This is a genomic window from Chryseobacterium arachidis, from assembly GCF_900129245.1.
Lineage (GTDB): Bacteria > Bacteroidota > Bacteroidia > Flavobacteriales > Weeksellaceae > Chryseobacterium > Chryseobacterium arachidis.
Genome location: NZ_FQUT01000002.1, coordinates 87,023 through 113,490, shown reverse-complemented (window position 1 = coordinate 113,490; position 26,468 = coordinate 87,023). Strand labels below are relative to the sequence as shown.

Sequence of the window (26,468 nt, the reverse complement as noted above, 5' to 3'; positions counted from 1 at the left end):
TTTATAAAAAATAACCTGTGAAGCTTAAACTATTCTTTTTCTTTTCTTTCGTGTTTTTTATCAACATCCACGCTCAGGAGTATATCTTCGGGAAAACTATCTCGGAACATAATGATGAAATTCCAGATGTTACAGTGATTAATATTAGAACCGACGAAAGGGTGGCGACTAATCGTGACGGACATTTCATGATTTTGGGAAGAGCGGGGGATGAGCTTCGCTTTGTAAAGCCGGGTTTTGAACGTGCCAATAAAAAAGTGACCAAAGAAAATATGAGTTCTCCTATTAATATTACTTTAATTCGTGCTTCCACTTTAATTGCTGAGGTTGAAATTAAAAAAGGTATCACAGGAGATATCGAAATCGATACTAAAAATCTTAACCCTCCAAGAAAAGTGCAAAAACTGAAGAGTGATCTTGCGGCATATATGTCTCAACCATCTGATCCTAGAGTTTTGGCCGCAAGACCGGGAGAATTTGTACAGCCGAAAGGGCAGGGCTTTTCTATCGGAAAGGTAAAAAATAAATGGGACGATGTAGATTTTGCAAATTATTTGAAATATGCTTTGGGAGAAAAATATTTCACAGATTTAAAAATTGAAAAGCCCCTTATCGAACATTTCATTTACTATGTGCTTTCAGGAGGCTTTGAAAGAAAGAAAATCTTAAAATACGGATTCTGCAGTGATGGTGATCTCATGAGGTTCCAAAGAGCTGTCCTGATTCGTGTTTCATCTTACAGGGCTCCCCAGACTCAAAAATAATGATACATCTTCTGAATAATAATCAATGGGAAAATTAAAAGTTTTAATTCTGTTCTTGGTTTTATTATTTAATACATTTTCCTCACAAACGATCAGGGGAAAAATTACCAATGAGGACGGAATGCTGTTGCCCGCTGTTACCATCATCAATATTTCCACAAACGAGAAAACACTCAGCCTGCAGGATGGTACTTTTTCGATCAATGCTGCGGCTGATGACGAAATCAGATTTTTAAGATCAGGATATGAAAGAGCTTCCATAAAAGCAAGTTATGGTTTAAATAAAGAATTAAATATTGTTTTAATCAGGATTATACAGGAAATTGAAGAAGTAGAGCTTTCCAGAATTACCGGAGATCTTACGAAAGATTCTAAAGCAGTGGCAAAGACGGATAAAGGGCAAATCGTAAAAGATGCGGTGGGACTTCCGGAACCTGTTGGGAAGATGAGAGAAGAACCTGCAAAAGTAGGACAGGTTTTACTTCCGATTCTTTTGGGAAATCTGAATGTCCAGGGATTGTATGATCTGATAAGTGGCGATGCAAGGAGAATGAAGCGGCAATACAGATATGATGATCTTCAGGAAGATATTTCATGGATAAGAAACAGGGTAGAGGATGATTATTTTACAAAATTGGGAATTCCGAAAGAAAGAATATCAGAATTTATAGGGTTTGCATTTGAAAGCTATCCGCAGGTACGCACTTTTGTGAGAGCAAAAAATCTGACCGGAGCTCTATCCAGAATGGACGAGGCCATTCCTGTCTATGTCCAGAGAATAAAGGAAAGCAAATTAAATACACCATAAAAAATCCGAAGCCTTAACTTCGGATTGTATTTTAATGATAGACGATATCGTAAATTTCATCTTTAACCTCCTTTACATTTTCAGGGGAATAATTCGCCAGCAACCATAGATCCAAAGGTTTTTTACTTTTTCCGTAGCTGGGCTGCACATACATTTCATCAATAAGGTGGAAGCCGTTGCGCTGATAAAAAGAATAGCGTCTCCGGGCATCGTCGCCTAAATGTTCAGGCTCAATTTCCAAAATGATTTTTGGATAATTTTCGAATAAGTATCGGGTGATGTACGAGCCTAATTTCTGACTTCTAAACTCAGCGAAGACTTCAAAATGCTCCACAAAAGTAAAATGACTCAATTCCCAGATGATGAGGTAGCCGATATTCTTTGCCTCATGCAGTACCGAAATAATTTTCACTTTCGGATTTGAAAAAAGAATAAAAAATTTATCCTGATCCCTTCTTTCATCTTCGGGGAAAGTGCTGCAGTATGAATGAAATATTTCCTGAACTCTGTAATCTTCCGGCGAAGTAATCTGTAGAAATTCCATGTTATAAATCAAAAACATTAGGCCTTCGGGTAATGAAAATATCTTTTACCCAAAGAGTAAATGCCAGCCCAAGATAGATTAAAAAGAAGAAACCGGCTGTAGCAAACGTAGAATAAATAAAAAATACTCTCAGTTTAGAAACAGGAATCCCCAATTTTGCTCCGGTTCTTGTTAAGACACCGAACCATTCTCTTTCCATTTTGTGGCGGATATTATCAAGCATTTGAAGGTTCTTTTAAAATTTTAAATCCAATACCGCAATTTAAGCAATTTTTTTCTTCACAGGAATTTTTAAAATGATAAATAAGACTCTGGCTTTCCAAAGCCGTTTTAGGTTTCAGTCCTAATTTTTTCCAACCGTCGGTAACCGAATTTTTTTCAAACGAAAGATGGTGATAAAAACTTAGAATTTCATCCGCAATTTCTTCATGATGATATTTGTGATAAGTATATTTTAAAGGTAAAATGGTATTTAGAATAATTAATTCAATAAAATCTTTAGAAAGAATTTTTGGCTGATCAACGGTGGATATTTTCCCGAAATTGTAATGGTTATCCCAATATACCGAAGCTTTTATATTTTTAAAAAGTTTAAAAAGCTCTTCTGCATTTTTACTATTGATAATTTTTGAAAACAGATTTTGGTGCTGATGGTAGAGGCTCGCCAATTGCGACAAACGAATTGTTGGAAAATTCGGTGGCCGTAATCTCAGAAATTTAGGATGAAATTTTAATCCTGAAATATTGAATTTCGAGGTAAGGAAATCAAATTCACGCTTCCAGATTTTCATGTGCTGGTCTTCTGGAGTTTCAAGCCAGCCGGAAATTCCGAAAAATAAAGCTTCAAGCTGGGTTTCATTTTGTCGGATTTTATTGATGACCGTAAAGTCAATACTTTCTGCAATTTGCCTGAAAATATAAGCATTGACTTTCAGGCCAAAGGAATAGGCGAGGGAATGAAACAAAATAGCTTCAAAATTATTTTTAAATTGCGACAGGCTGTTTTCAAATTCCACAGATTTTTCTTCTAATCTTTTTAAGACATTTTCTTCGTGAAAATTTATGGGAATTTTTTTCGTATTAAAAATATTTTCACAGGCTATAAATTGATTTCCACTGATTAATTTTTCATATTTCCACATGATATTTTCATCAATATGATTCCTTAGTTGTAAGGTCGGAACATTTTTATTTTTCAGTTCCTCTATTTCACAGTCATTTTGAAAAACAACATGAAGGATAATATTTTGATAATTCGGATCTTGGGAATGGTTGTGAAAAATCCAGTCTGAGGATTTTACGTGAAACTCTATATTTCCGGCTAAAATGATATTGCTGATTTTAATTTTCGCAGTTAAAAAATCCGGCCCCGAATTCGTATTCCATTTTCCGAAATCCAATACTTCAACGGAATTTCCTTCGAGATCTTTGAAGTCGAAATGGGTGAACACTTTATAGTTCCAGAGGTATTGAAGCAATTTTTCAGTCATAAATGTTTTAAACAAATATAAAATAAAATTGTTTCGATTTGTTTCAAATGTTTAAAAATCAGATTGATATGGTATTTTGTTTGTTGAATATGGAAAATAGATTGACAGCTTTAATTAAATTCGATATTTGTGTGAAAAATATTAATAGATTGATGTCTTTCAATGATTAACATAAAAAAAGCAGTTATCATGAGTTGAAAACTGCCTTTTTATCTTTATTTAAACAAAAAGCTATGCTTTTGTCAGCTCGTTTTTGAATTTTTCGATGGTGGTTCTGTACATTTCCTCGTAGATAGGGAGAATATTTTTCAGATCGAATTTTATCGCCTGTTCTTTAGCATTTTGCTTCATTTCGGTCAAAAGTTCATCATTGCTCAATAGTTTGATACAATAATTACTCATGGCTTCCACATTTCCTATTTCTGCCAAAAATCCGGTTTCCCCCTGAATGTTTACCTCGGGAATCCCTCCGGCATTTGAACTGATGACAGGCGTATTAGCAGCCATTGCTTCCAATGCTGCCAAACCGAAACTTTCCTGTTCGGAAGGCAATAAAAAAACGTCGGAAAGCTGAAGAATTCGGTATAAATCATTCACTTTTCCTAAAAGACGAATCTTCGAAATCAGCTCAGGGTTTTCTTCCAAAAACTGATTGATTTTTTCCATATCAGGACCTTCGCCGATAATAATTAATTTAGATTTTACCTTTTTTTCAACATTTTTAAAGATCTGCAACACTTCATCCACACGTTTTACCGGGCGTAAATTCGAAACGTGGATTAAGATCTTCTCATCCGGATTGGCAAATTGTGTTCTCTGGCATTCGTTGCATTCGTCAAACTCAGAATTGTCAATGAAATTGGTAATTACCTGAATTTCTTTTTTGATCTTGAAGAACTGCAATGTATCTCTTTTCAGGCTTTCAGAAACGGAGGTGATCGCATCTGATTGATTAATAGAGAATTCCACTGCGTGCTTGTAGCTTGGGTGCTGACCAACCAAAGTAATATCTGTTCCGTGAAGAGTTGTTACCAAAGGAATATCGTTGTTGTCTTCCCGCAGCATTTGTTTTGCCGTAAATGCTGCATACGCGTAAGGAATCGCATAATGCGCATGAAGTAAATCCAGTTTATAAAGGTTCACAACACGGTAAATCATCGAGCTCAGTGCAATATCATAAGGCTGATACTGGAAAAGCGGATACGTCTGGACATTTACCCTGTGAAAGAAAATATTTGGATTCGTAATGTCTAATCTTGCGGGAAGCGCGTTGCTGATGAAGTGAACCTCGTAACCTTTATTGGCCAGCGACATTCCCAATTCTGTTGCCACGATTCCGCTTCCGCCGTATGTTGGATAGCAAAGTATGCCTATTTTCATTCGTTTATTGTTGTTTTGATGTGTTAAATACTTACACGTTATTTGGCAGTAGCTGGAGCCAGATCGATTCCCATTCCTGCTTTTAATTTATCATTAACCAAGACAGGAAGCCTGCCCCAGATTTTTGTTTTTCCGTTCAATGCATCGGCCGTGGCGTTCATAGAATCATCATTGTTTTCATAAGAAACCAAAACCGTCGAAATTTTAGAAATATCAATGTCTTTCAAAGCATAAGCACTACCGAAAACATTCAAGATAATATTCTGATTTTTTGCCAGATCACTAATAATCTTTTTTGAAGCATCCGAAATTTTATAAGGTTTGTAAGCCGTTGAATTGTCTTTGTGTAAACCTATAATTACGGTAGAATTCGCAGGAATTGTACTGATGTCAATCGCTTTTTTAATGATAATATTTGAACCTAACTGATCCGCAAAAGTTTGATAAGGAGCCTCTTCCAAAGGAACGTAATAGACTTGTCTTCCGCTTATAGGAAGTAGCTTTTTCTCATCTTTCAGTAAAGTTAAAGCATTGGAATATAAATTCTGAACCAGCACCTTATGAGAATTATTATTTAAATCTGAATTGATGTTTTCAGGATTTTTCGGAGTGTATTTTTCTAGACCTAAAAAATATTTGGTTAAAAGAATTTTTTTCACACTTTCTTCCACTCTGGACTGGGAAATTTCTCCGTTGTCAATTGCTTGTTGGATTAATTTTTTACCGCTTGCCACGCCTTGGGAGAATAGCATAATATCGTTCCCCGCCTTAAAAGCCAAGGCATCTAATTCCCCCGGTTTGTATTTATTGGCTACAGCACCCATATTTAAAGCATCGGTGATGATTAATCCCTTATAACCTAATTTATCTTTCAGTAAACCTGTAATGATGTTTTTAGAAACCGAAGCAGGAATACCTTTCCCAGATTCCAGTGCAGGAACGTACAAGTGTGCCACCATCACACCGCCGATTCCTTTATGCATAAGTTCTTTGAAAGGTGACAGTTCAACATTGTTTAATCTTTCTAAATTATGGGAAACAACAGGCAGATCTAAATGGGAGTCTGCGCTGGTATCACCATGTCCCGGAAAATGTTTGATCGCTGCCAAAATATTATTATTCTGAAGTCCATCCGCGTAAGATATCGCCGAATTTACAACATTTTTTACTTCAGAACCGAAACTTCTGTTGCCGATGATCGGATTATTGGGGTTTGTATTGACATCAACCACTGGGGCAAAATCCCAATTAATCCCCATTCTGTGACAGTCTTCTGCAATTTTGGCAGACATCTGGTAAATTAAATTTTTGTCCTGAATGGCTCCCAAAGTCATGGCCCAGGGATACTTATGTGCTGTTGCAATTCTCTGAAAAACACCCCATTCTGCATCCATCCCAATCATCAGCGGAACTTTGGATTTTTGCTGGAATTCATTAACAAGATTAATTTCTCTTGCGGCATCATCCTGCATTAAAATCAGTCCGCCAATTTTATCATTAACGACAATATTTCTTACTGTATTGATCTCATTTTCACCCTTATTAGTGTAAAGGGCAACAATGAAAAGCTGTCCCAGTTTTTCATCCTGAGAAAGGTTTTTATAGGTTTTGTTCACCCAATGATGAGCCTTTTTAAGATCTTCTTTAGAAATATTTTTAGGCTGATACTGAGCTGGTAGTTTTGAACTTAACAATAAGAATATAAAGAGGGAAGTATAGACCAGTTTCTTCATAATTTTTTTGAATAAGAACAAAAATACAATTAAAAAAATGATGAAAACAATGTTTTCGAAATTTTTGGTATATGATTTGAATACGTCTTATAAATAATAAACAACTAAACTTTTATAAAATGAAGAAATTTTTTCCAATTTTACTCGTAGCTTTTGTAAGCTTATTTATATTCAGCTGTAAAGATGATGACACCGATTACGATACATATTCTCAGGCAAGAGATGTTTCCGGATCTTTTACAAGCGCTAATAACTACGGATTTACAGTGCCTATCGGTATTGAATCGACAGATGTTGTTTTAGTATATAGAAGAGATGTAGAGAATGGTAATGCTTGGCAACTTATCCCTAAAACATATTTCTTGTCAGGAGGTAGAGAACTTGATTATAATGCTCTGTTTAACTCTCAGACAGTAGAGATTTATATTGATCCTAGTTTCGATCTTTCTACAATGACAGCTGCTGAGGCTTCAACGTATTTGAACAATCAGGTTTTTAGAGTGGTATTAGTACCGGCAAGTGCTGGAAAAGGTACAACTTCAGTTGATACAAGCGACTATAATGCAGTTGTTAAATATTATAATATTGATGAGTCTAAAATTAAGACTTACAAACTAAATTAAGAATATATCTTTTCAGTTTTTATAATTACAAAAAAAGCTCCGGAATTTTATTTCGGAGCTTTTGCTTTATTTAGTTGTCATTATCATCAAGTAAATGACCAAAATAATCTTTCTTTGTCTGTAAATATCCTTTACTGATTTCGTTGGCCGGAATTTGTAAAGGAATTCTCGAGTTCAGATGAATATTGCTTTCTGTAACGTATTTTACCTTTTCAGGATTATTGGTCAAAAGGTTGATATCTTTTACTCCTAATAAGTTTAAGATTTCAATGGCTACTCCAAAGTTTCTGTCATCCGCAGGAAGGCCTAATTTTAAGTTGGCTTCTACGGTGTCAAATCCTTTTTCCTGTAATGAGTATGCTTTTAATTTATTAATGATCCCTATATTCCTTCCTTCCTGTCGAAGATAAACTATAATCCCTCCATTTTCATGGATATATTTCATGGCAGCATCCAGCTGCTGCCCACATTCACATTTTTTTGAATGGAAAACTTCTCCGGTAATACATTCTGAATGGAAACGCACGTTAACAGGTTTCGAAAAATCTGTATTTTCGGCAACAATCGCCATGTGGGGCATCCAGTCGTTTTCGTTTTCGGATAAAGCTATCATTCGGAAAGTTCCATGCTCCGTAGGAACATTGGATTCCGCCTGAATTTTAATCATTAAATTTCCTAATTAGTTTAATTTCCTTTTATTGAATCTTCAATGGCAGAAATATTGGTTTTAAGCCTTACCAAATATCTGTTGAGAACTTCATTATCATCTTTATTAAGATTCTGTCTCAGTTTTTGTATTTTTTTGTAAGATTTTTCGAAGTCTTTAATGGTTCTGTTTTTTCCGCTCGGATTATTGGCATCAATGGCATACAGATAGTTTTGTAAACTGTATTTTAATGCTGTAATTTCGGTATTTAAAGCTGTATTTTTAAATTGAGGAAAGGTAGCGATAAGATTAGAAATCTCAGAAGCGTTTACATTTTCCTTAATATTAATATCGATACCGTTTTTAGATTTTTTATCCGAATCAGAACCTTTTGCTTCACTATAAAAACTTGTAGACAATGGGGAAAAGTTTGGCTTTTCCGTTGCACAAGAAGATATTATAATGAACAGTACTCCAAAAAAAAATATTCGTTTCATTTCTATTGCCCCTTTTGATAAAGGATTGGGTTAAGACTTTCATCATTGTACATTTTCATTTGTTTGTACACTTTCATCTTAACATTCCCGTTCTCAATATCAGCAAGCAACTGATTGATAGAAGTCGAAAGGTCTTCCTGCTGGGTAAGAAGAACATCTAATTTTGCCTGACAATTGGCTCTGTGTTCTTCTGAAGCAGATTCTCTGTTGGCTTCTAATGACATGTGATAAACCTTTAAAGCAAGAATGGATAGCCTGTCTACTGCCCATGCAATAGTTTCGGTATTAATTTTTGCGTCTGGTTTAGGAGTAATATTTTCAAATTTTTTAAGAAACCAACTGTCGATAAATTCTACCAAATCAGTTCTTTTCTGATTGGAGGAGTCTATCGTTCTCTTAAGCTTAAGAGCTTCAGCCGGATCAATATTTTCATCTCTAATTATATCTTCCAAATGCCATTGAACGGTATCAATCCAGTTCTTAGCATACAAAATTCGTTCCAAAGTGTCCTTTTCGAACGGGTTGTTAATTAGAGTGTTAATGTCATCAGATACGTGATAGTCTTCAATAGACTGATTGAAGACTTTCCATGCAGTCTCTGTAAAATTCATTGACTAATAAAAATTTTTTAGTTGGTAGAAGAGTTATTATTTGTTGTCTTATTTTCAGAACCCGGTTTATCCTCTTCTTTCACCGCATCTTTAAATTCTTTAATACCAGAGCCTACTCCTCTCATTAATTCAGGAATTTTTTTACCTCCGAAAAGTAAAACAAGAAGTATTGCTACGATTAAGATATGTTGCCAAGATAATGACAATATTGTTAATGTATTCATTGCTAAATTTTTTACAAAGTTAGTCTTTTTTTAATAAGAAACCCAACCTAAAGGATCGACTGGTGTACTTCCGTTCCATACCTGGAAATCAAGGGTGTACGTGCCGTCAAAATCCTGACCTATAACACCTACAGGAGTACCTGCTGATACCTGCTGCCCCTTAGAAACGCTTACGCTTCCAAGATTGGAGTAGATGGTAAAGTAACTGCCGTGTTTCAGGATAACTGTTTTTGTTCCGTCACTGTTAGCTAAAACTGATGATACAGTTCCTGGGAATACAGATTTTGCACGGGTTCCTGAGGGAACAGAAATCTTGATACCGTTATTTTCCTCATCAATATTTTTAAATACAGGGTGAGGATGTCTTCCGAAGCGGTGAGTAATCTGTCCTATTCTATCTGCTGGATATCCTAATCTCCCTTTGTTGTCTGCAAAGTTACTTCCGGCTACAGTAGTAACTCCGTAATTGGTCATTGCTTTGGTTTCAGCAGCTTTTTTATCATCTTCTTTTTTCTTTGCCAATGCTGATTCAGCAGCTCTTGCCGCTACTAATTTATCTGCCGCTTCTTTTGCTCTTGCCGCTGCTTCGTCAGATGCTTTTTTAGCAGCAACTTTTCTTGCTTCGTCTCTGGCCGTAGCCTCAGATCTGGCAGCTTCTTCATTACGTTTTCTTTCTTCTTCCGCACGTTTTTCGGCTAATTCCCTTGTTTTTCTTGCCTCGGCTTCAGCTGCTAATCTTTCTTTTTCCAGGGCTTCTGCTCTGGCTTTTGCCTCGGCTTCAATTCTTGCTTTTTCTCTTTCAGCAGCTATTTTTGCTAAGCGTATTTTTTCTGCTTCTGCCTTTTTTCTCGCTTCTTCTTCAGCTTTTGCAATTCTTATTTCTTCTGCAATGATGCTTCGGATCTGTCCCTCCAATGCTTTAGACTGAGCCTGTTTTTGTTTCAGTTCGCCCGCCAGTTTGGATTCATTTTTCTTAAAATCTGAAACCAACTGTTCCTTCTGTGCTCGTTCGGCATTGATGGTGGTTAAATCTTTCTGTTGAGCGACCAATAAATTGGCTTTTTCTTTTACTGAATTTTGCTTTTGAGCAATATTCTGCTTTATTTTAGCAGCTGCATTGGTAATTTCAGCAGCTTTTTTATCCTGATAGTCCGAATATTGTTTTAGATATTGAACCCTTCTGATAGCTTCTCCCAAATTTTTGGCAGAAAGAATAAAGGTTACTTTATTTTGTACCCCTTTGTTTTTGTAAGCATTAACCAAAACTTTTGCATAATTCTCTCTGAGAATCTTTAATTCCCTGTTTTGGCGGTTGATTTCCAGCTGACGAAGATAGATATCGTCCTCAATGAATCTTTTTTCTTTCTGTGTATTGTTGTAAACTTTCTCTCGTAATGCCAGTTTTTTATTAACATTATTAAGATACGCGATGGAAAGTTTAGATTCATTTCTTGTTTTCGCTAAGTCTGTATTTATTTGTGCAATTTGTTTTTTAAGTTCGGCATTTTGTTTTTGCAACTGTTCCTTTTTCTGATTCTGCCCATTGTGGAATCCGAACAATAAAATACCTATTAAAAAGCTAAATTTTTTAATCATTTAATTTCAATTTTCTTGTAACTGGATGGCACAGAATAGGGTGTATCCATCCTCGAAAAGTCAAATTTCGTATTTTCTATTAAAATCTGACTGCTTTTGCTTCCTTTTATAATTATTTTAACATTTTTCGGAAGCTTTACATTATTAGGCTGCAATTCCCAATCGCTGTAAGTGATTTCCATTGAATCGTTGGATTTTGCATCCTTTAAATATACCTTAGTTAGATCAAAATCATCAGAATACTGCATCGTGATTTTGTAGTCTCTTTCGATGTTCTCCGTTAATATTTTAATATTGGAAATAGATTCTAATAAATAGCCATCGCTATTTTTCACGATTCTTGCATTTCTGTTGCTTAACGTGAAAAACGTACGTCCCAGGAGAAGTTTTTCAAGATTTTTATAATCAATGAAATTTACATTTAAAAGATTATTGAGATAATCGAAATCCGAATCAATATAATTTTTGTTGTATTTATCCATGGCTTTAATTCCTTCAGGAGTAATCATCGCTCTGGCTGCATTAAAGAACAGAAAATCGATTCTCGACCAAATTTTTTTATCTGTTTCAATATAGATAACGGCATCGAGCGGACTTACTCTGATATTGTCGGCCGTTATTTTACTGTTGATTTTCAGAGAGGTAAACTCCGGGTGGATATATATTCGCTGATAAAAATCGAGACGGTCTGCCACATTTTTTCCATCGTCGGCAGGATTGTTGGGCTCTGTATTCCCGATCGCAAGACTATCTGTATTCTGGTTCAGCTCACCGGCCACTTTTCTGGCTTTACAGCTGTAGATCAGGATTGTAAAAATAAGTAACGGAATCCACTTTTTCATGTTGAAAATTTGATAAAATGTTGCAATATTAACGCCAAACCACACAAAACATTTTGTGTGGTCTGAATATACTGTATTTATGTTAAATATTTTCTATCTTATAGATTATTTAGACAAAAAATCCAAAACCGAATAATCTCCCAAAGAAATTTCTCTTGCGACTCCGAAATATTGAGCAGAATTCCCGATCATTGAATTGGAAAGATTTCCGTGATTAATTCTTGTATTTTCCTGAATTAATGAGTTTTCAATATTTGAATTGACCACAATTGTATTATTTCCCAAAGAAACTCCGGGACCCACTTTTGAATTTGAAATCTTTACGTTTTCCCCGATAAAACAAGGCTGAATGATCAATGAGTTTTCAATCTGCGCTGAAGCAGGATATTGAGACATTTCTTCTTTTTCGTACTCCAAAATTTTGCTGTTGGTTTCTACCGTAGCATTTTTATTTCCGCAATCCATCCAGTCGTTTACCTTTCCAAGAGTAAATTTTGCTCCTTTTGATCTAAGGTTTTCCAATGCTGTAGTTAACTGATATTCGCCACCGTTCTTAATATCATTATCCATGATATAATTAATTTCGTCCATTAGCTTTTCAGCGCTGTTGAAATAATAAATCCCGATAATCGCAAGATCTGAAACAAAAGTTTTGGGTTTTTCAACAAAATCTGTAATGAAACCGTAATTGTCTAATTTCACCACTCCGAAAGCGGAAGGATCTTCCACACTTTTTACCCAGATTACCCCATCGGAATTTTTGTCTAAAACAAAATCTGCACGGAAAAGAGTATCTGCAAAAGCAATTACGACGTCTCCTGTCATGGATTGCTCTGCACATTTGATCGCATGAGCCGTCCCAAGAGGATCATTCTGATAATAAATACTACCTTTTGCTCCTAATTTTTCAGCGATCTGCACTAAAGATTTTTCAATCTCCGGACCAAAATCTCCAATGATAAAAGCTACTTCTTCAATTTCTTCCCCTGCAACTTTAGCAATATCTTCTACTAATCTCTGTACAATCGGTTTTCCTGCGATAGGAATGAGAGGTTTTGGAACTGTCAGTGTATGTGGACGTAATCTGGAACCACGTCCAGCCATCGGAACAATAATTTTCATAAATGAATTTTAATTTTTAGTTATTTTTTAAGACCTTCTAAGTATTTTATTGATCATGGTTCTTTCATTATAAACAAGAAATGCTATAAATAAAAGAAATAATCCGTTCCCAATTAGAAAATTGGCTCTAAAGTAGTAAAAAGATACCATAGAAATGATAATTGACAAAGAAAGATAAATAGAGATCTTTTTTATATTATAATGAATGGGGTACTGTATTTTTCCCCAGACATAAGAAATAATCATCATGCTGGAGTAGGTAATTAATGCGGCAAAGGCACTGGCCCAGTATCCGTATTTGGGGATAAATGTAAAGTTGATGAATATCGTAATAGCCGCCCCAATCAGAGAAATATACAAGCCTACCCGGGTCTGATCCGAAAGTTTGTACCAAATGGATAAATTCAGGTAAATTCCTAAAAATAAAGCACCTAACATCACGAAAGGAATGATTTCGATTCCTTCATAATAAAGAGGATTTTTTAAATATTTTTCAGAAATCCATTGAAGGTTAACCATTAATCCAATATAAATTAAACAGTTACAGATCACAAAAATATCCATTAACACGGCATAGGTTTTATGATTGTTTTTGTCTTTAAAACTTGAGAAAAAATATGGCTCAATTCCCAGTTGGTAGGCCTGCCTGAAAACCGTAATAAATGTTGCAATTTTATAAACCGCACCGTAAACACCAATCTGGTGTTTTGCTTCTTCTTTGGGTAATAAATATTTTAAAAACTGTCGGTCTAATGTCTGGTTGATAATCCCGGCAAGACCTGCAATCATTACCGGCCAGGAATAATTCATAATTCTTTTCCAAAGGCTGAAATCGAATTTACGGAAACTGAAATTCACAAACTCTTTTCCTACAATGGCTAAAGTAATAACGCTTTGCACTAAATTGGCAATGAACACATAACCGACTCCAATTTCAGGATCATATTTAATTCCTAAAATACCATGGGGATAATGTGGAAGCCATTTGATGAAAAATACAACCAAAAAATAATAGACCAAGGACCCGATTACCTTTGAAAGCATATACTGAACAGGTTTTCCTTCGAGTCTTAAAACAGCAGAAGGAATCGTGGAAAAGGCATCAAAAGATAAGATGAAAAGGAAGATCACCAAATAATTAACCTGATCCGGAGTTTCGAAAGCATTGGCAAGATCCTGCCTGAAAACATATCCTAACAGCAAATAAATAAATCCTGTTCCCAAGATGCTTAATGCGCAAGTGGAAACCAATGTTTTCTTATCAATATCACCTTCCTGTGCAAAACGGAAAAAAGAAGTTTCCATCCCGTGGGTAAGGAAAACGGTAATTACTCCGGCAATAGAATACCAATCTACAAAAGGAGAAGAGGCAGACGGTCCGAAAGCTTTTGTAACGATGGGTGCAATAAGAAAGGGGAAAATTCTTACCAATACCGAACTAAGGCCGTATACAGCAGTTTGTCCAAATAGTTTCTTATACAATTTTAGGTTTTTAAAATGCAAATGTAAATATTAGAATTCACAATTTTCTGATTGATGTTTAAAAATCAGTTTTGAAAATATTAAATTTGTGCAATATGAATCTAATCTCTAAAAGAAGTACATGAAAATTCTTATAAAAAATACCCAAATCGTCAATGAAGGAAAAATTTTCTCAGGTGATATTCTTATCGAAAACGATTTAATTTCCAAAATAGACTCCCTGATTTCTGAAGAAGCAGATCAGATTATTGATGGTTCGGGAAAATATCTTTTACCGGGTGTAATCGATGACCAGGTACATTTCCGTGAGCCGGGTTTAACCCATAAAGGCGAAATTGAAACTGAGTCTCGTGCGGCAATTGCGGGTGGAACAACAAGTTTTATCGACCAGCCCAACACTGTTCCGAATGCTGTAACACAGGAATTATTGGCAGATAAATACGAAATTGCTGCTCAAAAAGCCTACGCAAATTATGGGTTTATGATGGGAGGAACGAATGATAATCTGGAAGAAGTTTTAAAAACAAATCCAAGAAACGTTCCCGGAATTAAATTATTTCTAGGTTCTTCGACTGGAAATATGCTGGTTGACAATCCTGAAACACTTGAAAATATTTTCAGCAATACAAAAATGCTGATTGCCGTTCATTGCGAAGATGAAGCGACCATTAAAGCCAATACTCAGAAATATATGGATGAGTATGGTGAAGATATTCCTGTAAAATTCCATCATTTGATCAGAAGTGAGGAGGCCTGTTATAAATCTTCGTCAAAAGCAATCGAATTGGCAAAAAAAACGGGAGCGAGACTTCATGTTTTTCATTTATCAACGGCAAAAGAAACGGAACTGTTCAGAAATGATATTCCGCTAAAAGATAAAAAAATCACAGCGGAAGTTTGCGTTCATCATCTTACTTTTACCAATGAAGATTATGAAACAAAAGGCGGATTAATTAAATGGAATCCTGCCGTAAAAACCCAAAAAGACAAAGACGGACTTTGGGAAGCCTTGTTGGACGATAGAATCGATGTGATTGCAACGGATCATGCGCCCCACACATGGGAAGAAAAACAAAATACATATTTAAAATGTCCTTCCGGAGCGCCTTTGGTTCAACATTCTTTGGTGGTAATGTTGGAAAATTATAAAAACGGTAAAATTTCTTTAGAGAAAATCGTTGAAAAAATGGCTCATAATCCTGCCATTCTTTTCAGAGTGGAAAAAAGAGGTTTTGTGAGAGAAGGTTATAAAGCAGACTTAGTTTTGGTGGATTTAAATGAAAACTGGACGGTAGAAAAAGAAAACATCCTTTACAAATGCGGCTGGAGCCCATTGGAAGGAATGAATTTTCATTCTAAAGTTACCCACACTTTTGTCAACGGAAATCTGGTATATGAAAATGGAAAGATCAATGAACAGAAATTCGGGGAACGTCTGCTTTTTGAAGTTTAGGAATAAATTAGAATACCATCATTATATCAATAGAAGAGCGGATTTTAATCCGCTTTTTTTATTGTATAATATCAAAAATTAGCTTTACCAAAACTTATTTATTTCTCACGCAGATTTTTAAATGAAAAATCCTTGTCAAGGTTCTAAACCTTGACAAGGATTAATTTACTAATAGTTATTAAAAATTAATCAATAGTAATCCCTTCAATCGCTTTTTCCAAAGAATTTTCCATAATTCCCGGAATCGCCAAACCTTCAGCACGGAAAACGCTGACATCCGTTACTCCATAAAATCCAAAAACGTTTTTAATGTAAGGTACATTAGAGTCGTAAATTTGATTAGGACCTTCGGAATAAATATTGCCAGAAGTGAAGGCGATGTATAATTTTTTGTTATTCAATAAGCCTTTTGGACCGTTTTCATCATATTTAAAAGTATATCCTGCTCTCGAAGTAAAATCAAAATAAGCTCTAAGAGTAGCCGGAACCGAGAAATTGTACATCGGAGAATCAATAACGATAATATCTGCTTCCTGTAATTCTGAAATTAATCCCTGAGAATATTCATTGATTTCCGCTTGCTCAGGAGAATGATTTTCTGCCGGAGAGAAAAAGGTGTTGATGTGCACTTCTTCCAAAAGCGGAACTAAGTTTTTTGTCAGATCACGTTCTTTAACAACGGCATCAGCATATTTTTCCTGAATTTTTTTAACAACAGCTTTTCCTAATTTTCTACTTGCAGAAACTTCTGCTCTCGGACTTGTAATGATATGAAGTATATTTTTCATTTTTTTAATGATTAAAATTTCTACAGCAAAATTATGTACATTTGCTTATCAAAAGTAAGTAGTAAACAAAAGGTTAGTAGTAACCTTTAGGTTAGTTAAATTAAAGCTTATGGAAAATACTATTGTTTTAGAAGAACCCATCACTGCACAAAGATGCTCCGAAAATCTTTCCTCTGTGGAAGATGCCATCTATGTTATTGGTGGAAAATGGAAACTGAAAATTATTATCGTCCTTCAGGAAAGTGGGAATATTAGATTTAATGAACTTCAAAGAAATATTCATGGAATTTCGGCAAGGGTTCTTTCCAATGAATTAAAAGATCTTGAATTAAATGGTTTCGTTAAAAGAGTCGTTCATGCAGATCAAACGCCAGTTGTTGTAGAATACATCTCAACGGACTATAGCCGAACATTGAAACCTGTCATCATTGCGCTTTCACAATGGGGGAAAACACATAAAAGAAAGATTAAAGAAGATTTTTAAAATAAAAAAGACTGCAAATCGCAGTCTTTTTTGATTTAATTTCCCACAGATTTCTCAGATGGTTATGTTAAAAATTTGCGTGATCTACAAAATCTGCGAGAGAATTACAAAAGATTCTTCACTCCGCTTTCGCTTCGTTCAGAATGACAGTAACGCGTATAATTTAAATTTATGAAAATTAGCACAATTATATCTAAACAAAATCATTTTTTAGGTTTAGCTCCCATATAAAAACTCAACTTCCCGCCATTCATAATTTCAGAGTGTTTCAATGTAAAGTTTTTAATTTCCTTTCCATTCAAAAGAATTTTTTGAACATACACATTCTTCGGACTTTGATTAATCGCTTCAATTTCAAATGTTTTTCCGTTTTCCAAATTCAAAACAGCATGATCAACAGCAGGACTTCCGATTGCATAATCTTCAGAACCCGGAGCAACAGGATAAAAACCAAGCGAGCTCAAAATATACCAGGCGCTCATTTGTCCTGTATCGTCATTTCCGCCCAATCCATCAGGAGTGGCTTTATATTGCATTTCTAAGATCCTTCTGATCTGTGCCTGTGTTTTCCAGGGTTGTCCTGCCCAATTGTAAAGATAAGCCACATGATGTGCCGGTTCGTTTCCGTGAACGTAGCCTCCGATAATCCCTTCCCGTGTAATATCTTCGGTGTCTGCAAAAAACTCGTCCGGCAAATGCATCGTAAATAATTCATCCAATTTTGCAGCGAATTTTTTCTTTCCGCCCATCAAAGTAATTAATTCATCCGGATTTTGAGGAACAAAGAAACTGTAATTCCAGGAATTTCCCTCAATGAAGCCTTGTCCGTGAGTGCTCAACGCATTAAAATCTTTCTTAAAACTTCCATCCGTCAAACGAGGACGCATAAATCCGACCGTTTTATCAAAATTATTTTTCCAGTTTTCAGAACGTTTGATAAACTGATTGTAAGTTTCCGTTTCGCCTAAATGTTTCGCCAATTGTGCAATTGCCCAATCGTCGTAAGCATATTCCAACGTGTTCGAAACCGAAGTTCCGTTTTTCTCGGCAGGAATGTAGCCCAAATCTATATATTGTCCGATTCCTTCATAATCTCTTTTGTTGGCAGTTTCTACGCAAGCTATTAATGCTGCTTTTTTATCTCCGTCATAATTCCCTTTGATAATCGCGTCAGCAACAACACCCACACTGTGATAACCGCTCATACACCAATTGTCATTCGCGTAATGTGACCAGATTGGCAACATTTTCATAGAAAACTGATCATAATGAGCCATCATCGATTTCACCATATCACCATTTCTTTTAGGCTGAATAATATTAAAGAAAGGATGAAGCGCACGATACGTATCCCAAAGCGAGAAAGTTGTATAATTTGTAAAATTTTCAGCTTTATGAATGTTTTGATCTAGACCTTTATATTCGCCATTCGTATCATTGTAAGTAGTAGGATTGATAAAAGTATGATACATCGCCGTATAAAAATTCGTTTTTTCGGTATCAGAACCTTTGATGATGATTTTATTTAATTCTTTATTCCAGTTTTCCTGCGTTTGCGCTTTTACTTGGTCAAAAGATAAACTTCCGGCTTCTTTTTCTAAATTTTCCAATGCATTGGCTTGACTTACAGGTGATATTGCCAATTTAACTTCAATCGCTTCATTTTCATTCGTATCAAAATCAAAATACATTTTCAGATTTTTTCCTGCAATCTCAGGGAAGTTTTTGGTTTGGTCGAATTTTCTCCAAAATCCACCATAAACTTGCTTTCCGTCATAATTTTTCTGACCGTAAGATTTAAATGGCTTTGAAAATTTCATGGCAAAATAAACTGTTCTTGTTCTTGCCCAGCCGTTTGTCTGTCGGTAACCGGTAATCGTATTTCCGTTTTCTACACGAACGTAAGTCCAGACATTTTTTCCGTCATAGTTGTAAATTCCAGCCATCAAATCTAAGATAATATGAGCCTGATCAGACTTTGGAAAAGTATATCGATGAACTCCGACTCTTGTTGTGGAAGTCAATTCCGCCAAAATATTGTAATCATCCAGTTTCACTTTATAATATCCTGCTTCTGCGGTTTCATTCTGATGAGAAAATCTGCTCCTGTAGCCACTTTCAGGATTTGTTGCTGTTCCTGGATTCAACTGTAATTTTCCGACAGTCGGCATTACGAGAAAATCTCCTAAATCAGAATGTCCCGTTCCGCTAAAATGTGTGGAACTGAAACCTACAATAGTTTTGTCTTCGTAACGATACCCTGCACAATATTTGTAAACATCACCGTTGTATTTTCCGTTCATTTCATAAGAAATAGTGTCTGTTTCAGGACTTAGCTGAACCGCTCCGAACGGGGCTGTTGCGCCGGGATAAGTATGTCCCATTTTTTCTGTCCCGATCAACGGATTAACGTATTGATATAATTTTTCGAATTTTTGAGCTTTACAATATAAACTGAAAAATAAAAGAAATATAAGAGTTCCTAGCCTTCTCATGAATGAATATTTTTTCGGAGATTAAATTTAGATAAAATCGAAGAATAATTGTTTATCGTTTTATTTGTTTAAAATGAAATGGATGAAAATATGCTTTTGGTTAATCGCAAAGGCGCAAAGATTTTTTAATCTTTACTGTTTTAAGGCGCAAGAAAATCAAAGATTTTCGGCAAAGAGTTTATACAATACATTAAATTTTATCGAAGATAAAATCCTTGCGCCTTAAAACGGTTATTTTAAATTAAAATTTACGTCTTTGCGATTAACCAAAAAAAATCACTTCTCAGAAAAACGAAAGCCAATTCCATGCAGATTCTCAATGACAATATTTTCCTGATCGGCAAATACTTTTCGTAATCTTGAAATAAAAACATCAAGGCTTCGTCCCATAAAATAATCATCATCACCCCAAACTGCTTTCAGAATATCCTGCCTTTTCAGCACCGTGTTTTTGTTACGAATGAAATAGAGAAGCAATTCAGATTCTCTTTGGGTAAGAGTAACCGTATTTTTAGAATCCTGTAAGGTGTAATTTTGAGGATCAAAATCGTATTTTCCAACTTTGTATTTTGATGGAGAAATATTTGTTTTCTTTGATCGTTTCAGGAAAACTTCAATTTTTAAAATCAGCTCCTCGATGCTGAATGGTTTTACCAGATAATCATCTGCGCCAATTTTTAATCCTTTGATTCTGTCTTCTTTCAGCGCTTTAGCGGAAATGAAAATGATCGGGATCTCAGAATTTTTTTCACGGATTCGTTCTGCCAATTCAAAACCATTCATTTCGGGCATCATGATATCTAAAAGGCAAATGTCAAAACTTTCATGATTAAAGGCTTCGAACGCAGATTTCCCATCGGAATAACAGGAAATGTCATAATAACTCTCCAGACTGTCCTGAATAAGAAAAGCTATCGTTTTGTCGTCTTCGGCATATAGAATTTTAGATTTTTCCATGAATTGCACATTTAAAATGGTAAAAACAGCGTGATCGTAATTCCTTTATCCGTATTATTTTCAACTGAAATTTTCCAGTGATGTTGCTGGACGATCTTTTTTACATAAAATAATCCGAGCCCAAAGCCATTCACCTCATCACTTTTGTTGGTATTTACCCTGTAAAATTTATCAAAAATATGAGGAATATTTTTAGCCGGAATTCCTATTCCGTTGTCTTTAAACTTTAAATATAAACCTTTTGAATCTTTAATGGAAGAAATTTTAATAGTCGGCTGTGTGTCACAATATTTAATCGAGTTGTCTAAAATATTGTAAATGATGTTGGTAAAGTGAAATTCGTCAGCAATAATAGAATCAGTACTATCTATGTCTACTGCAATAGAAAGATTCTCATTTTTATGCTTGATGGAATCAGCAATTTCCTGGATAAAAGGCAATAAAACAATTCTTTGAGGTTTTAAAGACAGGCCGGAAGCATCATTTTTAGCAATATTCAATATTTTTTCAATATGATTATTAAGCTTATGACTTTGGTCGGTGATGATCGATGTGTACGTTTTTAACTTTAGATTTTCTTTAATAAGATCTTGCTTTGTCAATGCTTCGGAAGCCAGAAGTATTGATGAAAGGGGAGTTTTGAACTCATGCGTCATATTATTGATAAAATCCCGCTGCAGTTCTGAAAACTTTTTCTGCTGAATAATCGTATAAATCGAATAAACATAGACCAAAAGAATAATAATCAAAGCAAATGTAAGCAAATACCAAAAGCGTAAAGAACTGATGAGATATGTAGCTTTATCCGGAAAACGTATCGAAAAATAATACACCAGATTTTTGTGCTTTGGAAATTTAATAGCCTTGTTAGGACTTTCCTGATGCTTAGACACATATTTTCCATACATCATTTTATCACTGTGGCAATTGTATAATGCGTAAACATAATCGGTATTTATTTGCAGCCGTGTAAATTCAGTTTTCAGATAGTGTTCCAGTACAGCAGGGTGGAATTCGTTGTTAATATTAACTACGTAGTAATCGTTAGAAATATTTTTTACGGGGCTTTCCGTAAAAGAAGCTTCCCCTCCGGATAGCTTTTCTACCACCTCCATTAAAGCAATGTTTACTTTTTGGTCAAATTTTTCATCCTCAAGATTATAAGCTTGCCGGGTCCACAAAAGCTGTGCTATTAAAATTCCGATAATAGCGACAAACCCGAGGGTAATGATAATATTGAGCTTTTTTATTTCCATTTTACAGAAACAATATTATCCAAAAATATCTATTAATCTTTTATCATTAACAACTTATTAACAAATGTTTGATAGCAATTAACAAGTCGTATTCATATTCCTCTTACATTTGCGATAACAAAAGATATCGGTTCTTTTAACTATTAAAATTTATACTCATGAAAAATTTAAAAATTACAGCTCTTTTAGCAGTTTTGGCATTTTCTCCGTTTTATGCAAATGTATTTCCGACTGACAATGCGCCAGTAGTAAGAATGCTTGCAGACGTTACCTGGAAATCAGAATCTATCGATGTAGGGAATATTCCTCAGGGAAAACCAAAGTTAATCAGATTCGAATTTACCAATACTTCAAAAAAGCCAATCATCATTGAGAATGTGGCACCATCTTGTGGATGTACAACAGCAGACTACACAAAAACTCCTATCCTTCCGGGGAAAAAAGGATTTGTTGAAGCGAGCTACAATGCGGCATCAGCAGGAGCTTTTATGAAAACAGTAAACGTTACAACTAGTGACAGCAAAACGCCAAAAACACTTACCTTCAAAGGAACTGTTGTTGCTTCTTAATTTGGATTAAATTTAATCTTGTTCAATATAAAAACAGCCGGATAAACTATTTATCGGGCTGTTTTTGTTTTTATTGGGAGCTATTTCCAGCTATCCACTGTATCTTTTTTGTTACGGCTTCCGCTTCGCTCCAGCCGCAACAAAAAAGGATGCCGTTCCTATCTGGGCTAGGAATTTGCGACTGTTAAGAATAATAAACCTCATAGGTTTTCAAAAACCTATGAGGTTTGAGCCCACAAAATTTATCAATCTTTCAGGAATAGCCACATTTTTGTAAACTTTGAATTCTTTCACAACAAATTCTTTGGAATCTTTTGCGGTAAAAATAAATAACTATTTACAGCATTATTTCTCAAATCATTTTATCGTATCACGTTTCAATATTTATTATTTTTAAGAAAAAATAAAACGTATGAATCTTTATACACAACCCATGTTGCGTGAAGACGCACTAAAAGATAAAGTAGCCATCGTCACGGGCGGGGGGAGCGGTCTTGGAAAAGCAATGACCAAATATTTCCTTCAGCTAGGCGCAAAAGTAGTTATCACCTCCAGAAATATAGAAAAATTACAAGGAACTGCAAAAGAATTGGAAGACGAAACTGGCGGAAAAGTTCTTTGTGTTGCGTGTGACGTGAGAAACTGGGATGAGGTAGAAGCCATGAAGGAAGCTACATTAAAAGAATTCGGAAAAATTGATATTCTACTAAATAATGCGGCCGGGAATTTCATTTCGCCAACAGAAAGATTAACACATTCTGCATTCGACTCAATTTTAGATATTGTATTAAAGGGAACAAAAAACTGTACGCTTTCCATCGGAAAACACTGGATCGATTCAAAAACTCCGGGAACGGTTTTAAATATTGTTACGACTTATTCATGGACGGGTTCTGCTTATGTCGTTCCATCCGCTTGTGCAAAAGCCGGGGTTTTAGCAATGACGAGATCTCTCGCGGTTGAATGGGCAAAATATGGGATCCGTTTCAATGCAATCGCTCCGGGACCTTTCCCTACAAAAGGGGCTTGGGACAGATTGCTTCCGGGCGATTTACAGGAAAAATTCGATATGAGAAAAAAAGTTCCTTTACGAAGAGTGGGAGAACATCAGGAACTGGCGAATCTTGCTGCCTATTTAGTTTCCGATTATTCCGCTTATATGAATGGAGAAGTGGTAACAATTGACGGCGGAGAATGGTTGCAGGGTGCGGGAGAATTCAACATGCTGGAAGATATTCCTCAGGAAATGTGGGATGCTCTGGAAGCAATGATTAAAGCAAAAAAGTCAAATTAGTATTAATTTTAATTATTAAGAATTATTTTAAGGAGTTAAGATTAATTAATGCGTTTGTCATTCAGGAATAAAGTGGAGTGAAGAATCCATTATCGTTTGTAGAGATTCCTCCTTCGTCGGAATAACATTGTGTATAAAAATTTATTTGAACATCCTTTATTGATCATACTTGGGTTTTAGCCACGAAGAGCACTGAAGATTTCACAAGGAACACAATATTTGTGGGCTTTGTGGATAACCTTAGTGTACGTTGTGGTAAAAAAATAATCATGATTACAGCAAGCGATATTTAATTATGGCATATTGCGGATAATCAGAAAATGTAAAAGGGTTTTCTATTTTAAAAAATGTAAAACCCTTTTAAACAAAGCAAAAAGTAGGTTCTCTATCGGGGAATCTACTTTTTTTATTTGGGTGATTTTACGGTTTAAGTTTAGGTGAATTACTGAGCTTCCTCACTGTGATGCAATATAAATTTGCAGTAGAAATTTTTAATAACCTAAACAAACCAAAACATGGAAACATTAAAGTCAGTGTTGGAAGCAAACCACACAAAAAAAACAAAAAATGAATTAATTGACCTTTTAACAGGTTTAGAAAAATCATTAACTCCTGCAGTTTACGAAAAAGTTTCAGGAATCGAAACTTCTGAATTGGCAGGTCTTTCAAACAAAGATTTATTAAGCATCATCGAAGATTTCAAGAAAAACTACGATGAGAAGTGGGAAAAATCTTTTGCAAGTGTATCTACGGAAGTTTTAAAAATGATCGCAGGAAGAATGGCTGCTGATGATCAGGTTTTCAAAACTTCGGGAGCAGAAAGTGCAGATTTTGCCGCGGAGTTGGGAAGCATCGATTTCGCAAAAATCATCGGAGGACCATTGAACGCTTGTGTTACCGCTCAGTCAAACGCTTCAATCAGTACAGTAAACTTCATCAAAGAGGTTGGTTTCGAAAAGGATGGAGACGACGACAAACTTCGTATGGCAGAATTCAAGTACAAAAAACACGTTCCAAATCCTGAGTACAAAAACGAAACAGACACTCCGAACGTAGATCCTACAATTGAACAGGATGTTGAAATTTCAGTTCCTTTCATTGCCTTATTGAACGTTCCAAGCTTCAGAATTGAAACTTGCGAGGTTGATTTTAACGTAAAATTAAATTCAACGTACACGAAAGACGTAAGCGATGAATTCGGGATTAAAGCCGGAGCTTCATGAGGTTTCGGACCCGTGAAATTCAATGTAGATGTTTCTTACAAGAGAACTTCAAGCACAGGAATTAAAGTGGAAAAAGAATATTCTCTTGGAGTGAAAGTGAAAGCTACCAACGACGAAATGCCTGCAGGATTGGAAAAAGTTCTTGGATTGCTTGCTCAATAAAAACTTTTGCGAGACATGATCAAATTATCAGATTACCTGGATTATCTCAATAATGAGATAATTCAGGCTCGTAAAAAAGCAGACGAAAATGCTGTTATGATTGCAAAAGAGTATGCACAACACGAGTATTTAAAGTATTTTAAAGTTCCGAGATATTCGCTGCCGAGTGTGAAAATGGATATTCCCATCAAAATCACCGATATCGATTCTGATGCGGACAGGAATTTTAAATTAGATGAAACCAAGTTTGTTCAGGATGTTAACGAAAGAATTCTTCTGATTAATAAACAGAAACAATTTAATATTCAGCCGATTTCAACCAAAAATATTCAGACTGAAGATTTTAAAGTTTTGTTGAATGGAGTAAGAGCCGGGGGAATTTCATCGGGCAAACTGTCCACCACTACAACCCAGACGCCGGATATTAAACTTCCTACAAGAGCTATTGCTGCCAATATACCAAAACCGATGGAAAGACCTATAGAAGGCACTTCTACGGAGGCGGAGTCTGAAGCGTTGCAGGTCATTTACAGGGATGTTTTAAATAGATACACCTTAATTAATTCAAAATTAAACAATATCTACATTGATCCGAATACCAATTCTGCTGAAGATAAGGATAAACTATTCATCAATCTTCATGTGGAAATGGAAGAAGAAGGTATCAGAATCGTCTCCTACACCGATAAAGACGGAAAAACAGTCGAACAAATAACTTTCGAATAATGCAGGAACTCGTTCATCATACGATACAGAAAATTAAGGAATTACTTGAGCATTTTAATAAAGTTCAGGAGCTTTATCTGTTAAAATCTTTTGATTTTGATGGACAGTTTGAAGCGTTCCTCAACGAATTTTTAGGATATTTAAGAACAAAAGGGAATACCACTTACGAATCAGAAGTCTTAAAAGTCATGAATATGCTTGCTACGGTGAAAAGAGGTTTTAATCCTGTTCAGATGGAGAAAATGACATCCGGAAAACGTGAAACACTTTGGGGTTTTTCATTTAACGGGATGGAAACCATTCACGGATTTTTGATGGAAATGTACGCGAAAGAAAAAAAGAAACTTGACGAAGCTGAAGAACTGCTTTCGGGGTTAATGGTTTCATTATATCAAAACAGTGTTCTGGATGATGATAAAGTAAAAGATCTGAATTCTGTCTCTAAGATTGAAATATTCTGGAATTCTTTAGTTAATCATAATACACAGATTTCCGGGATTAATAAAAAACTAAGATTAAGCATGATTTCGGAAGATATTTTCTTATTGCTTGAAAAAATCCTTCTAAAATTAATCTAATCTGTAATAGGTAATAATTTAAAATCTTTGTGTCCTTATTTAAGTGAAACGTCTTTGTGAAACTTAAAAACAGTTAGTTGTAAAAAAAGACTTTGTGGTCTTTGCGTTAAAATTAGAAACG

General features: G+C 35.3%; 28 protein-coding genes. 11 read left to right on the top strand and 17 right to left on the bottom strand.

From position 1 onward, the window contains the following. The first annotated feature begins 17 nt into the window (after positions 1-17). Positions 18-764 carry a hypothetical protein gene (locus BUA89_RS04210; protein ID WP_072953428.1) on the top strand — a complete coding sequence of 249 codons (747 nt, stop codon included), beginning with the start codon at positions 18-20 and terminating at the stop codon, positions 762-764. A gap of 25 nt (positions 765-789) precedes the next feature. Continuing rightward, positions 790-1,572, top strand: a complete 783-nt coding sequence (locus BUA89_RS04205; RefSeq protein WP_072953426.1) for a peptidase associated/transthyretin-like domain-containing protein — start codon at positions 790-792, stop codon at positions 1,570-1,572. A 31-nt stretch (positions 1,573-1,603) separates the two neighbouring features. Here BUA89_RS04205 and BUA89_RS04200 read toward each other — a convergent pair whose 3' ends face one another. The 5 genes from BUA89_RS04200 to BUA89_RS04180 form a co-directional block, all read right to left on the bottom strand. Further along, positions 1,604-2,116: a GNAT family protein gene (locus tag BUA89_RS04200; protein WP_072954231.1), complete on the bottom strand. Its 513-nt coding sequence runs from the start codon at positions 2,114-2,116 to the stop codon at positions 1,604-1,606. Between the two features lies 1 nt (position 2,117). Next, positions 2,118-2,339 (bottom strand): PspC family transcriptional regulator, encoded by a 222-nt coding sequence (locus BUA89_RS04195; RefSeq protein WP_029297636.1) that lies wholly within the window; start codon positions 2,337-2,339, stop codon positions 2,118-2,120. Next, positions 2,332-3,606: a DUF2851 family protein gene (locus tag BUA89_RS04190; RefSeq protein WP_072953424.1), complete on the bottom strand. Its 1,275-nt coding sequence runs from the start codon at positions 3,604-3,606 to the stop codon at positions 2,332-2,334. The genes BUA89_RS04195 and BUA89_RS04190 overlap by 8 nt, the downstream gene beginning before the upstream one ends. Before the next feature lie 231 nt (positions 3,607-3,837). After that, complete coding sequence (gene bshA / locus BUA89_RS04185) at positions 3,838-4,986, bottom strand: N-acetyl-alpha-D-glucosaminyl L-malate synthase BshA (RefSeq protein ID WP_072953422.1); 1,149 nt, start codon at positions 4,984-4,986, stop codon at positions 3,838-3,840. Positions 4,987-5,024: 38 nt separating this feature from the next. Beyond that, positions 5,025-6,719 carry a glycoside hydrolase family 3 protein gene (locus BUA89_RS04180; RefSeq protein ID WP_072953420.1) on the bottom strand — a complete coding sequence of 565 codons (1,695 nt, stop codon included), beginning with the start codon at positions 6,717-6,719 and terminating at the stop codon, positions 5,025-5,027. Positions 6,720-6,838: 119 nt separating this feature from the next. Here BUA89_RS04180 and BUA89_RS04175 point away from each other — a divergent pair, with 119 nt between their 5' ends. Next, positions 6,839-7,342 carry a hypothetical protein gene (locus tag BUA89_RS04175; protein WP_072953418.1) on the top strand — a complete coding sequence of 168 codons (504 nt, stop codon included), beginning with the start codon at positions 6,839-6,841 and terminating at the stop codon, positions 7,340-7,342. A gap of 70 nt (positions 7,343-7,412) precedes the next feature. Here the strand turns inward: BUA89_RS04175 and ribA are convergent, their stop codons facing one another. From ribA to BUA89_RS04135, 8 genes are all read right to left on the bottom strand, one after another. After that, complete coding sequence (ribA, locus tag BUA89_RS04170; RefSeq protein ID WP_072953416.1) at positions 7,413-8,009, bottom strand: GTP cyclohydrolase II; 597 nt, start codon at positions 8,007-8,009, stop codon at positions 7,413-7,415. A gap of 17 nt (positions 8,010-8,026) precedes the next feature. Then, a complete protein-coding gene (locus tag BUA89_RS04165; protein WP_072953415.1) occupies positions 8,027-8,485 on the bottom strand; it encodes a hypothetical protein in 459 nt (152 codons plus the stop codon). Positions 8,486-8,487: 2 nt separating this feature from the next. After that, the gene (locus tag BUA89_RS04160; protein ID WP_072953412.1) at positions 8,488-9,096 is read right to left on the bottom strand and encodes a DUF4254 domain-containing protein; all 609 of its coding nucleotides are present in this window, start codon (positions 9,094-9,096) and stop codon (positions 8,488-8,490) included. A gap of 17 nt (positions 9,097-9,113) precedes the next feature. Next, the gene (locus BUA89_RS04155) at positions 9,114-9,320 is read right to left on the bottom strand and encodes a twin-arginine translocase TatA/TatE family subunit (protein ID WP_072953410.1); all 207 of its coding nucleotides are present in this window, start codon (positions 9,318-9,320) and stop codon (positions 9,114-9,116) included. Positions 9,321-9,350: 30 nt separating this feature from the next. Then, the gene (locus tag BUA89_RS04150) at positions 9,351-10,916 is read right to left on the bottom strand and encodes a peptidoglycan DD-metalloendopeptidase family protein (protein ID WP_072953408.1); all 1,566 of its coding nucleotides are present in this window, start codon (positions 10,914-10,916) and stop codon (positions 9,351-9,353) included. After that, entirely contained in the window at positions 10,913-11,758 is an 846-nt protein-coding gene (locus BUA89_RS04145; RefSeq protein WP_072953407.1) for a lipoprotein insertase outer membrane protein LolB1, read from the bottom strand. Before BUA89_RS04145 ends, BUA89_RS04150 begins: the two co-directional genes overlap by 4 nt. 105 nt (positions 11,759-11,863) lie before the next feature. Further along, positions 11,864-12,880: a sugar phosphate nucleotidyltransferase gene (locus BUA89_RS04140; RefSeq protein WP_072953406.1), complete on the bottom strand. Its 1,017-nt coding sequence runs from the start codon at positions 12,878-12,880 to the stop codon at positions 11,864-11,866. Between the two features lie 27 nt (positions 12,881-12,907). After that, positions 12,908-14,362: a lipopolysaccharide biosynthesis protein gene (locus BUA89_RS04135; protein ID WP_072953405.1), complete on the bottom strand. Its 1,455-nt coding sequence runs from the start codon at positions 14,360-14,362 to the stop codon at positions 12,908-12,910. 121 nt (positions 14,363-14,483) lie between these two features. Between BUA89_RS04135 and BUA89_RS04130 the strand changes: the two genes are divergently transcribed. Further along, on the top strand, positions 14,484-15,815 hold the full coding sequence (locus BUA89_RS04130) for a dihydroorotase (protein WP_072953403.1): 1,332 nt from the start codon (positions 14,484-14,486) through the stop codon (positions 15,813-15,815). Between the two features lie 185 nt (positions 15,816-16,000). Here the strand turns inward: BUA89_RS04130 and BUA89_RS04125 are convergent, their stop codons facing one another. Beyond that, entirely contained in the window at positions 16,001-16,603 is a 603-nt protein-coding gene (locus BUA89_RS04125) for an FMN-dependent NADH-azoreductase (RefSeq protein ID WP_072953397.1), read from the bottom strand. A 109-nt stretch (positions 16,604-16,712) separates the two neighbouring features. On the opposite strand from BUA89_RS04125, the gene BUA89_RS04120 reads away from it, so the two are divergent. Further along, positions 16,713-17,087 carry a winged helix-turn-helix transcriptional regulator gene (locus BUA89_RS04120; RefSeq protein ID WP_072953394.1) on the top strand — a complete coding sequence of 125 codons (375 nt, stop codon included), beginning with the start codon at positions 16,713-16,715 and terminating at the stop codon, positions 17,085-17,087. A gap of 203 nt (positions 17,088-17,290) precedes the next feature. On the opposite strand, the gene BUA89_RS04115 is transcribed toward BUA89_RS04120, so the two are convergent. From BUA89_RS04115 to BUA89_RS04105, 3 genes are all read right to left on the bottom strand, one after another. After that, on the bottom strand, positions 17,291-19,582 hold the full coding sequence (locus tag BUA89_RS04115) for a GH92 family glycosyl hydrolase (protein WP_072953392.1): 2,292 nt from the start codon (positions 19,580-19,582) through the stop codon (positions 17,291-17,293). A gap of 276 nt (positions 19,583-19,858) precedes the next feature. Then, positions 19,859-20,539, bottom strand: a complete 681-nt coding sequence (locus BUA89_RS04110; protein ID WP_072953390.1) for a response regulator transcription factor — start codon at positions 20,537-20,539, stop codon at positions 19,859-19,861. 11 nt (positions 20,540-20,550) lie between these two features. Next, on the bottom strand, positions 20,551-21,795 hold the full coding sequence (locus BUA89_RS04105) for a sensor histidine kinase (protein ID WP_072953388.1): 1,245 nt from the start codon (positions 21,793-21,795) through the stop codon (positions 20,551-20,553). 158 nt (positions 21,796-21,953) lie between these two features. Between BUA89_RS04105 and BUA89_RS04100 the strand changes: the two genes are divergently transcribed. From BUA89_RS04100 to BUA89_RS04080, 6 genes are all read left to right on the top strand, one after another. Beyond that, on the top strand, positions 21,954-22,364 hold the full coding sequence (locus BUA89_RS04100; RefSeq protein ID WP_072953385.1) for a DUF1573 domain-containing protein: 411 nt from the start codon (positions 21,954-21,956) through the stop codon (positions 22,362-22,364). 412 nt (positions 22,365-22,776) lie between these two features. Beyond that, on the top strand, positions 22,777-23,658 hold the full coding sequence (locus tag BUA89_RS04095; protein WP_072953383.1) for an SDR family oxidoreductase: 882 nt from the start codon (positions 22,777-22,779) through the stop codon (positions 23,656-23,658). A gap of 515 nt (positions 23,659-24,173) precedes the next feature. Further along, on the top strand, positions 24,174-24,881 hold the full coding sequence (locus BUA89_RS22685) for a DUF2589 domain-containing protein (RefSeq protein WP_083531597.1): 708 nt from the start codon (positions 24,174-24,176) through the stop codon (positions 24,879-24,881). A 12-nt stretch (positions 24,882-24,893) separates the two neighbouring features. Next, positions 24,894-25,043, top strand: coding sequence for a hypothetical protein (locus BUA89_RS23060; protein WP_178362428.1), 150 nt, complete (start codon positions 24,894-24,896; stop codon positions 25,041-25,043). Positions 25,044-25,058: 15 nt separating this feature from the next. Further along, entirely contained in the window at positions 25,059-25,769 is a 711-nt protein-coding gene (locus BUA89_RS04085; RefSeq protein ID WP_072953380.1) for a hypothetical protein, read from the top strand. Beyond that, positions 25,769-26,347 (top strand): hypothetical protein, encoded by a 579-nt coding sequence (locus BUA89_RS04080; protein WP_072953377.1) that lies wholly within the window; start codon positions 25,769-25,771, stop codon positions 26,345-26,347. Before BUA89_RS04085 ends, BUA89_RS04080 begins: the two co-directional genes overlap by 1 nt. Positions 26,348-26,468 lie beyond the last annotated feature (121 nt).

Excerpts from the sequence above, each read along its gene's own strand:
- BUA89_RS04110 (WP_072953390.1), bottom strand. The coding sequence starts at position 20,539 with ATGGAAAAATCTAAAATTCTATATGCCGAAGACGACAAAACGATAGCT.
- bshA (WP_072953422.1), bottom strand. The coding sequence starts at position 4,986 with ATGAAAATAGGCATACTTTGCTATCCAACATACGGCGGAAGCGGAATC.
- BUA89_RS04120 (WP_072953394.1), top strand. The coding sequence starts at position 16,713 with ATGGAAAATACTATTGTTTTAGAAGAACCCATCACTGCACAAAGATGC.
- BUA89_RS04155 (WP_072953410.1), bottom strand. The coding sequence starts at position 9,320 with ATGAATACATTAACAATATTGTCATTATCTTGGCAACATATCTTAATC.
- BUA89_RS04105 (WP_072953388.1), bottom strand. The coding sequence starts at position 21,795 with ATGGAAATAAAAAAGCTCAATATTATCATTACCCTCGGGTTTGTCGCT.
- BUA89_RS04175 (WP_072953418.1), top strand. The coding sequence starts at position 6,839 with ATGAAGAAATTTTTTCCAATTTTACTCGTAGCTTTTGTAAGCTTATTT.
- BUA89_RS04140 (WP_072953406.1), bottom strand. The coding sequence starts at position 12,880 with ATGAAAATTATTGTTCCGATGGCTGGACGTGGTTCCAGATTACGTCCA.
- BUA89_RS04095 (WP_072953383.1), top strand. The coding sequence starts at position 22,777 with ATGAATCTTTATACACAACCCATGTTGCGTGAAGACGCACTAAAAGAT.
- BUA89_RS04180 (WP_072953420.1), bottom strand. The coding sequence starts at position 6,719 with ATGAAGAAACTGGTCTATACTTCCCTCTTTATATTCTTATTGTTAAGT.
- BUA89_RS04205 (WP_072953426.1), top strand. The coding sequence starts at position 790 with ATGGGAAAATTAAAAGTTTTAATTCTGTTCTTGGTTTTATTATTTAAT.
- BUA89_RS04190 (WP_072953424.1), bottom strand. The coding sequence starts at position 3,606 with ATGACTGAAAAATTGCTTCAATACCTCTGGAACTATAAAGTGTTCACC.
- BUA89_RS04085 (WP_072953380.1), top strand. The coding sequence starts at position 25,059 with ATGATCAAATTATCAGATTACCTGGATTATCTCAATAATGAGATAATT.
- BUA89_RS04125 (WP_072953397.1), bottom strand. The coding sequence starts at position 16,603 with ATGAAAAATATACTTCATATCATTACAAGTCCGAGAGCAGAAGTTTCT.
- BUA89_RS04150 (WP_072953408.1), bottom strand. The coding sequence starts at position 10,916 with ATGATTAAAAAATTTAGCTTTTTAATAGGTATTTTATTGTTCGGATTC.
- BUA89_RS22685 (WP_083531597.1), top strand. The coding sequence starts at position 24,174 with ATGGAAACATTAAAGTCAGTGTTGGAAGCAAACCACACAAAAAAAACA.
- BUA89_RS04165 (WP_072953415.1), bottom strand. The coding sequence starts at position 8,485 with ATGAAACGAATATTTTTTTTTGGAGTACTGTTCATTATAATATCTTCT.
- BUA89_RS04080 (WP_072953377.1), top strand. The coding sequence starts at position 25,769 with ATGCAGGAACTCGTTCATCATACGATACAGAAAATTAAGGAATTACTT.
- ribA (WP_072953416.1), bottom strand. The coding sequence starts at position 8,009 with ATGATTAAAATTCAGGCGGAATCCAATGTTCCTACGGAGCATGGAACT.
- BUA89_RS04100 (WP_072953385.1), top strand. The coding sequence starts at position 21,954 with ATGAAAAATTTAAAAATTACAGCTCTTTTAGCAGTTTTGGCATTTTCT.
- BUA89_RS04115 (WP_072953392.1), bottom strand. The coding sequence starts at position 19,582 with ATGAGAAGGCTAGGAACTCTTATATTTCTTTTATTTTTCAGTTTATAT.
- BUA89_RS04130 (WP_072953403.1), top strand. The coding sequence starts at position 14,484 with ATGAAAATTCTTATAAAAAATACCCAAATCGTCAATGAAGGAAAAATT.
- BUA89_RS04145 (WP_072953407.1), bottom strand. The coding sequence starts at position 11,758 with ATGAAAAAGTGGATTCCGTTACTTATTTTTACAATCCTGATCTACAGC.
- BUA89_RS04160 (WP_072953412.1), bottom strand. The coding sequence starts at position 9,096 with ATGAATTTTACAGAGACTGCATGGAAAGTCTTCAATCAGTCTATTGAA.
- BUA89_RS04200 (WP_072954231.1), bottom strand. The coding sequence starts at position 2,116 with ATGGAATTTCTACAGATTACTTCGCCGGAAGATTACAGAGTTCAGGAA.
- BUA89_RS04195 (WP_029297636.1), bottom strand. The coding sequence starts at position 2,339 with ATGCTTGATAATATCCGCCACAAAATGGAAAGAGAATGGTTCGGTGTC.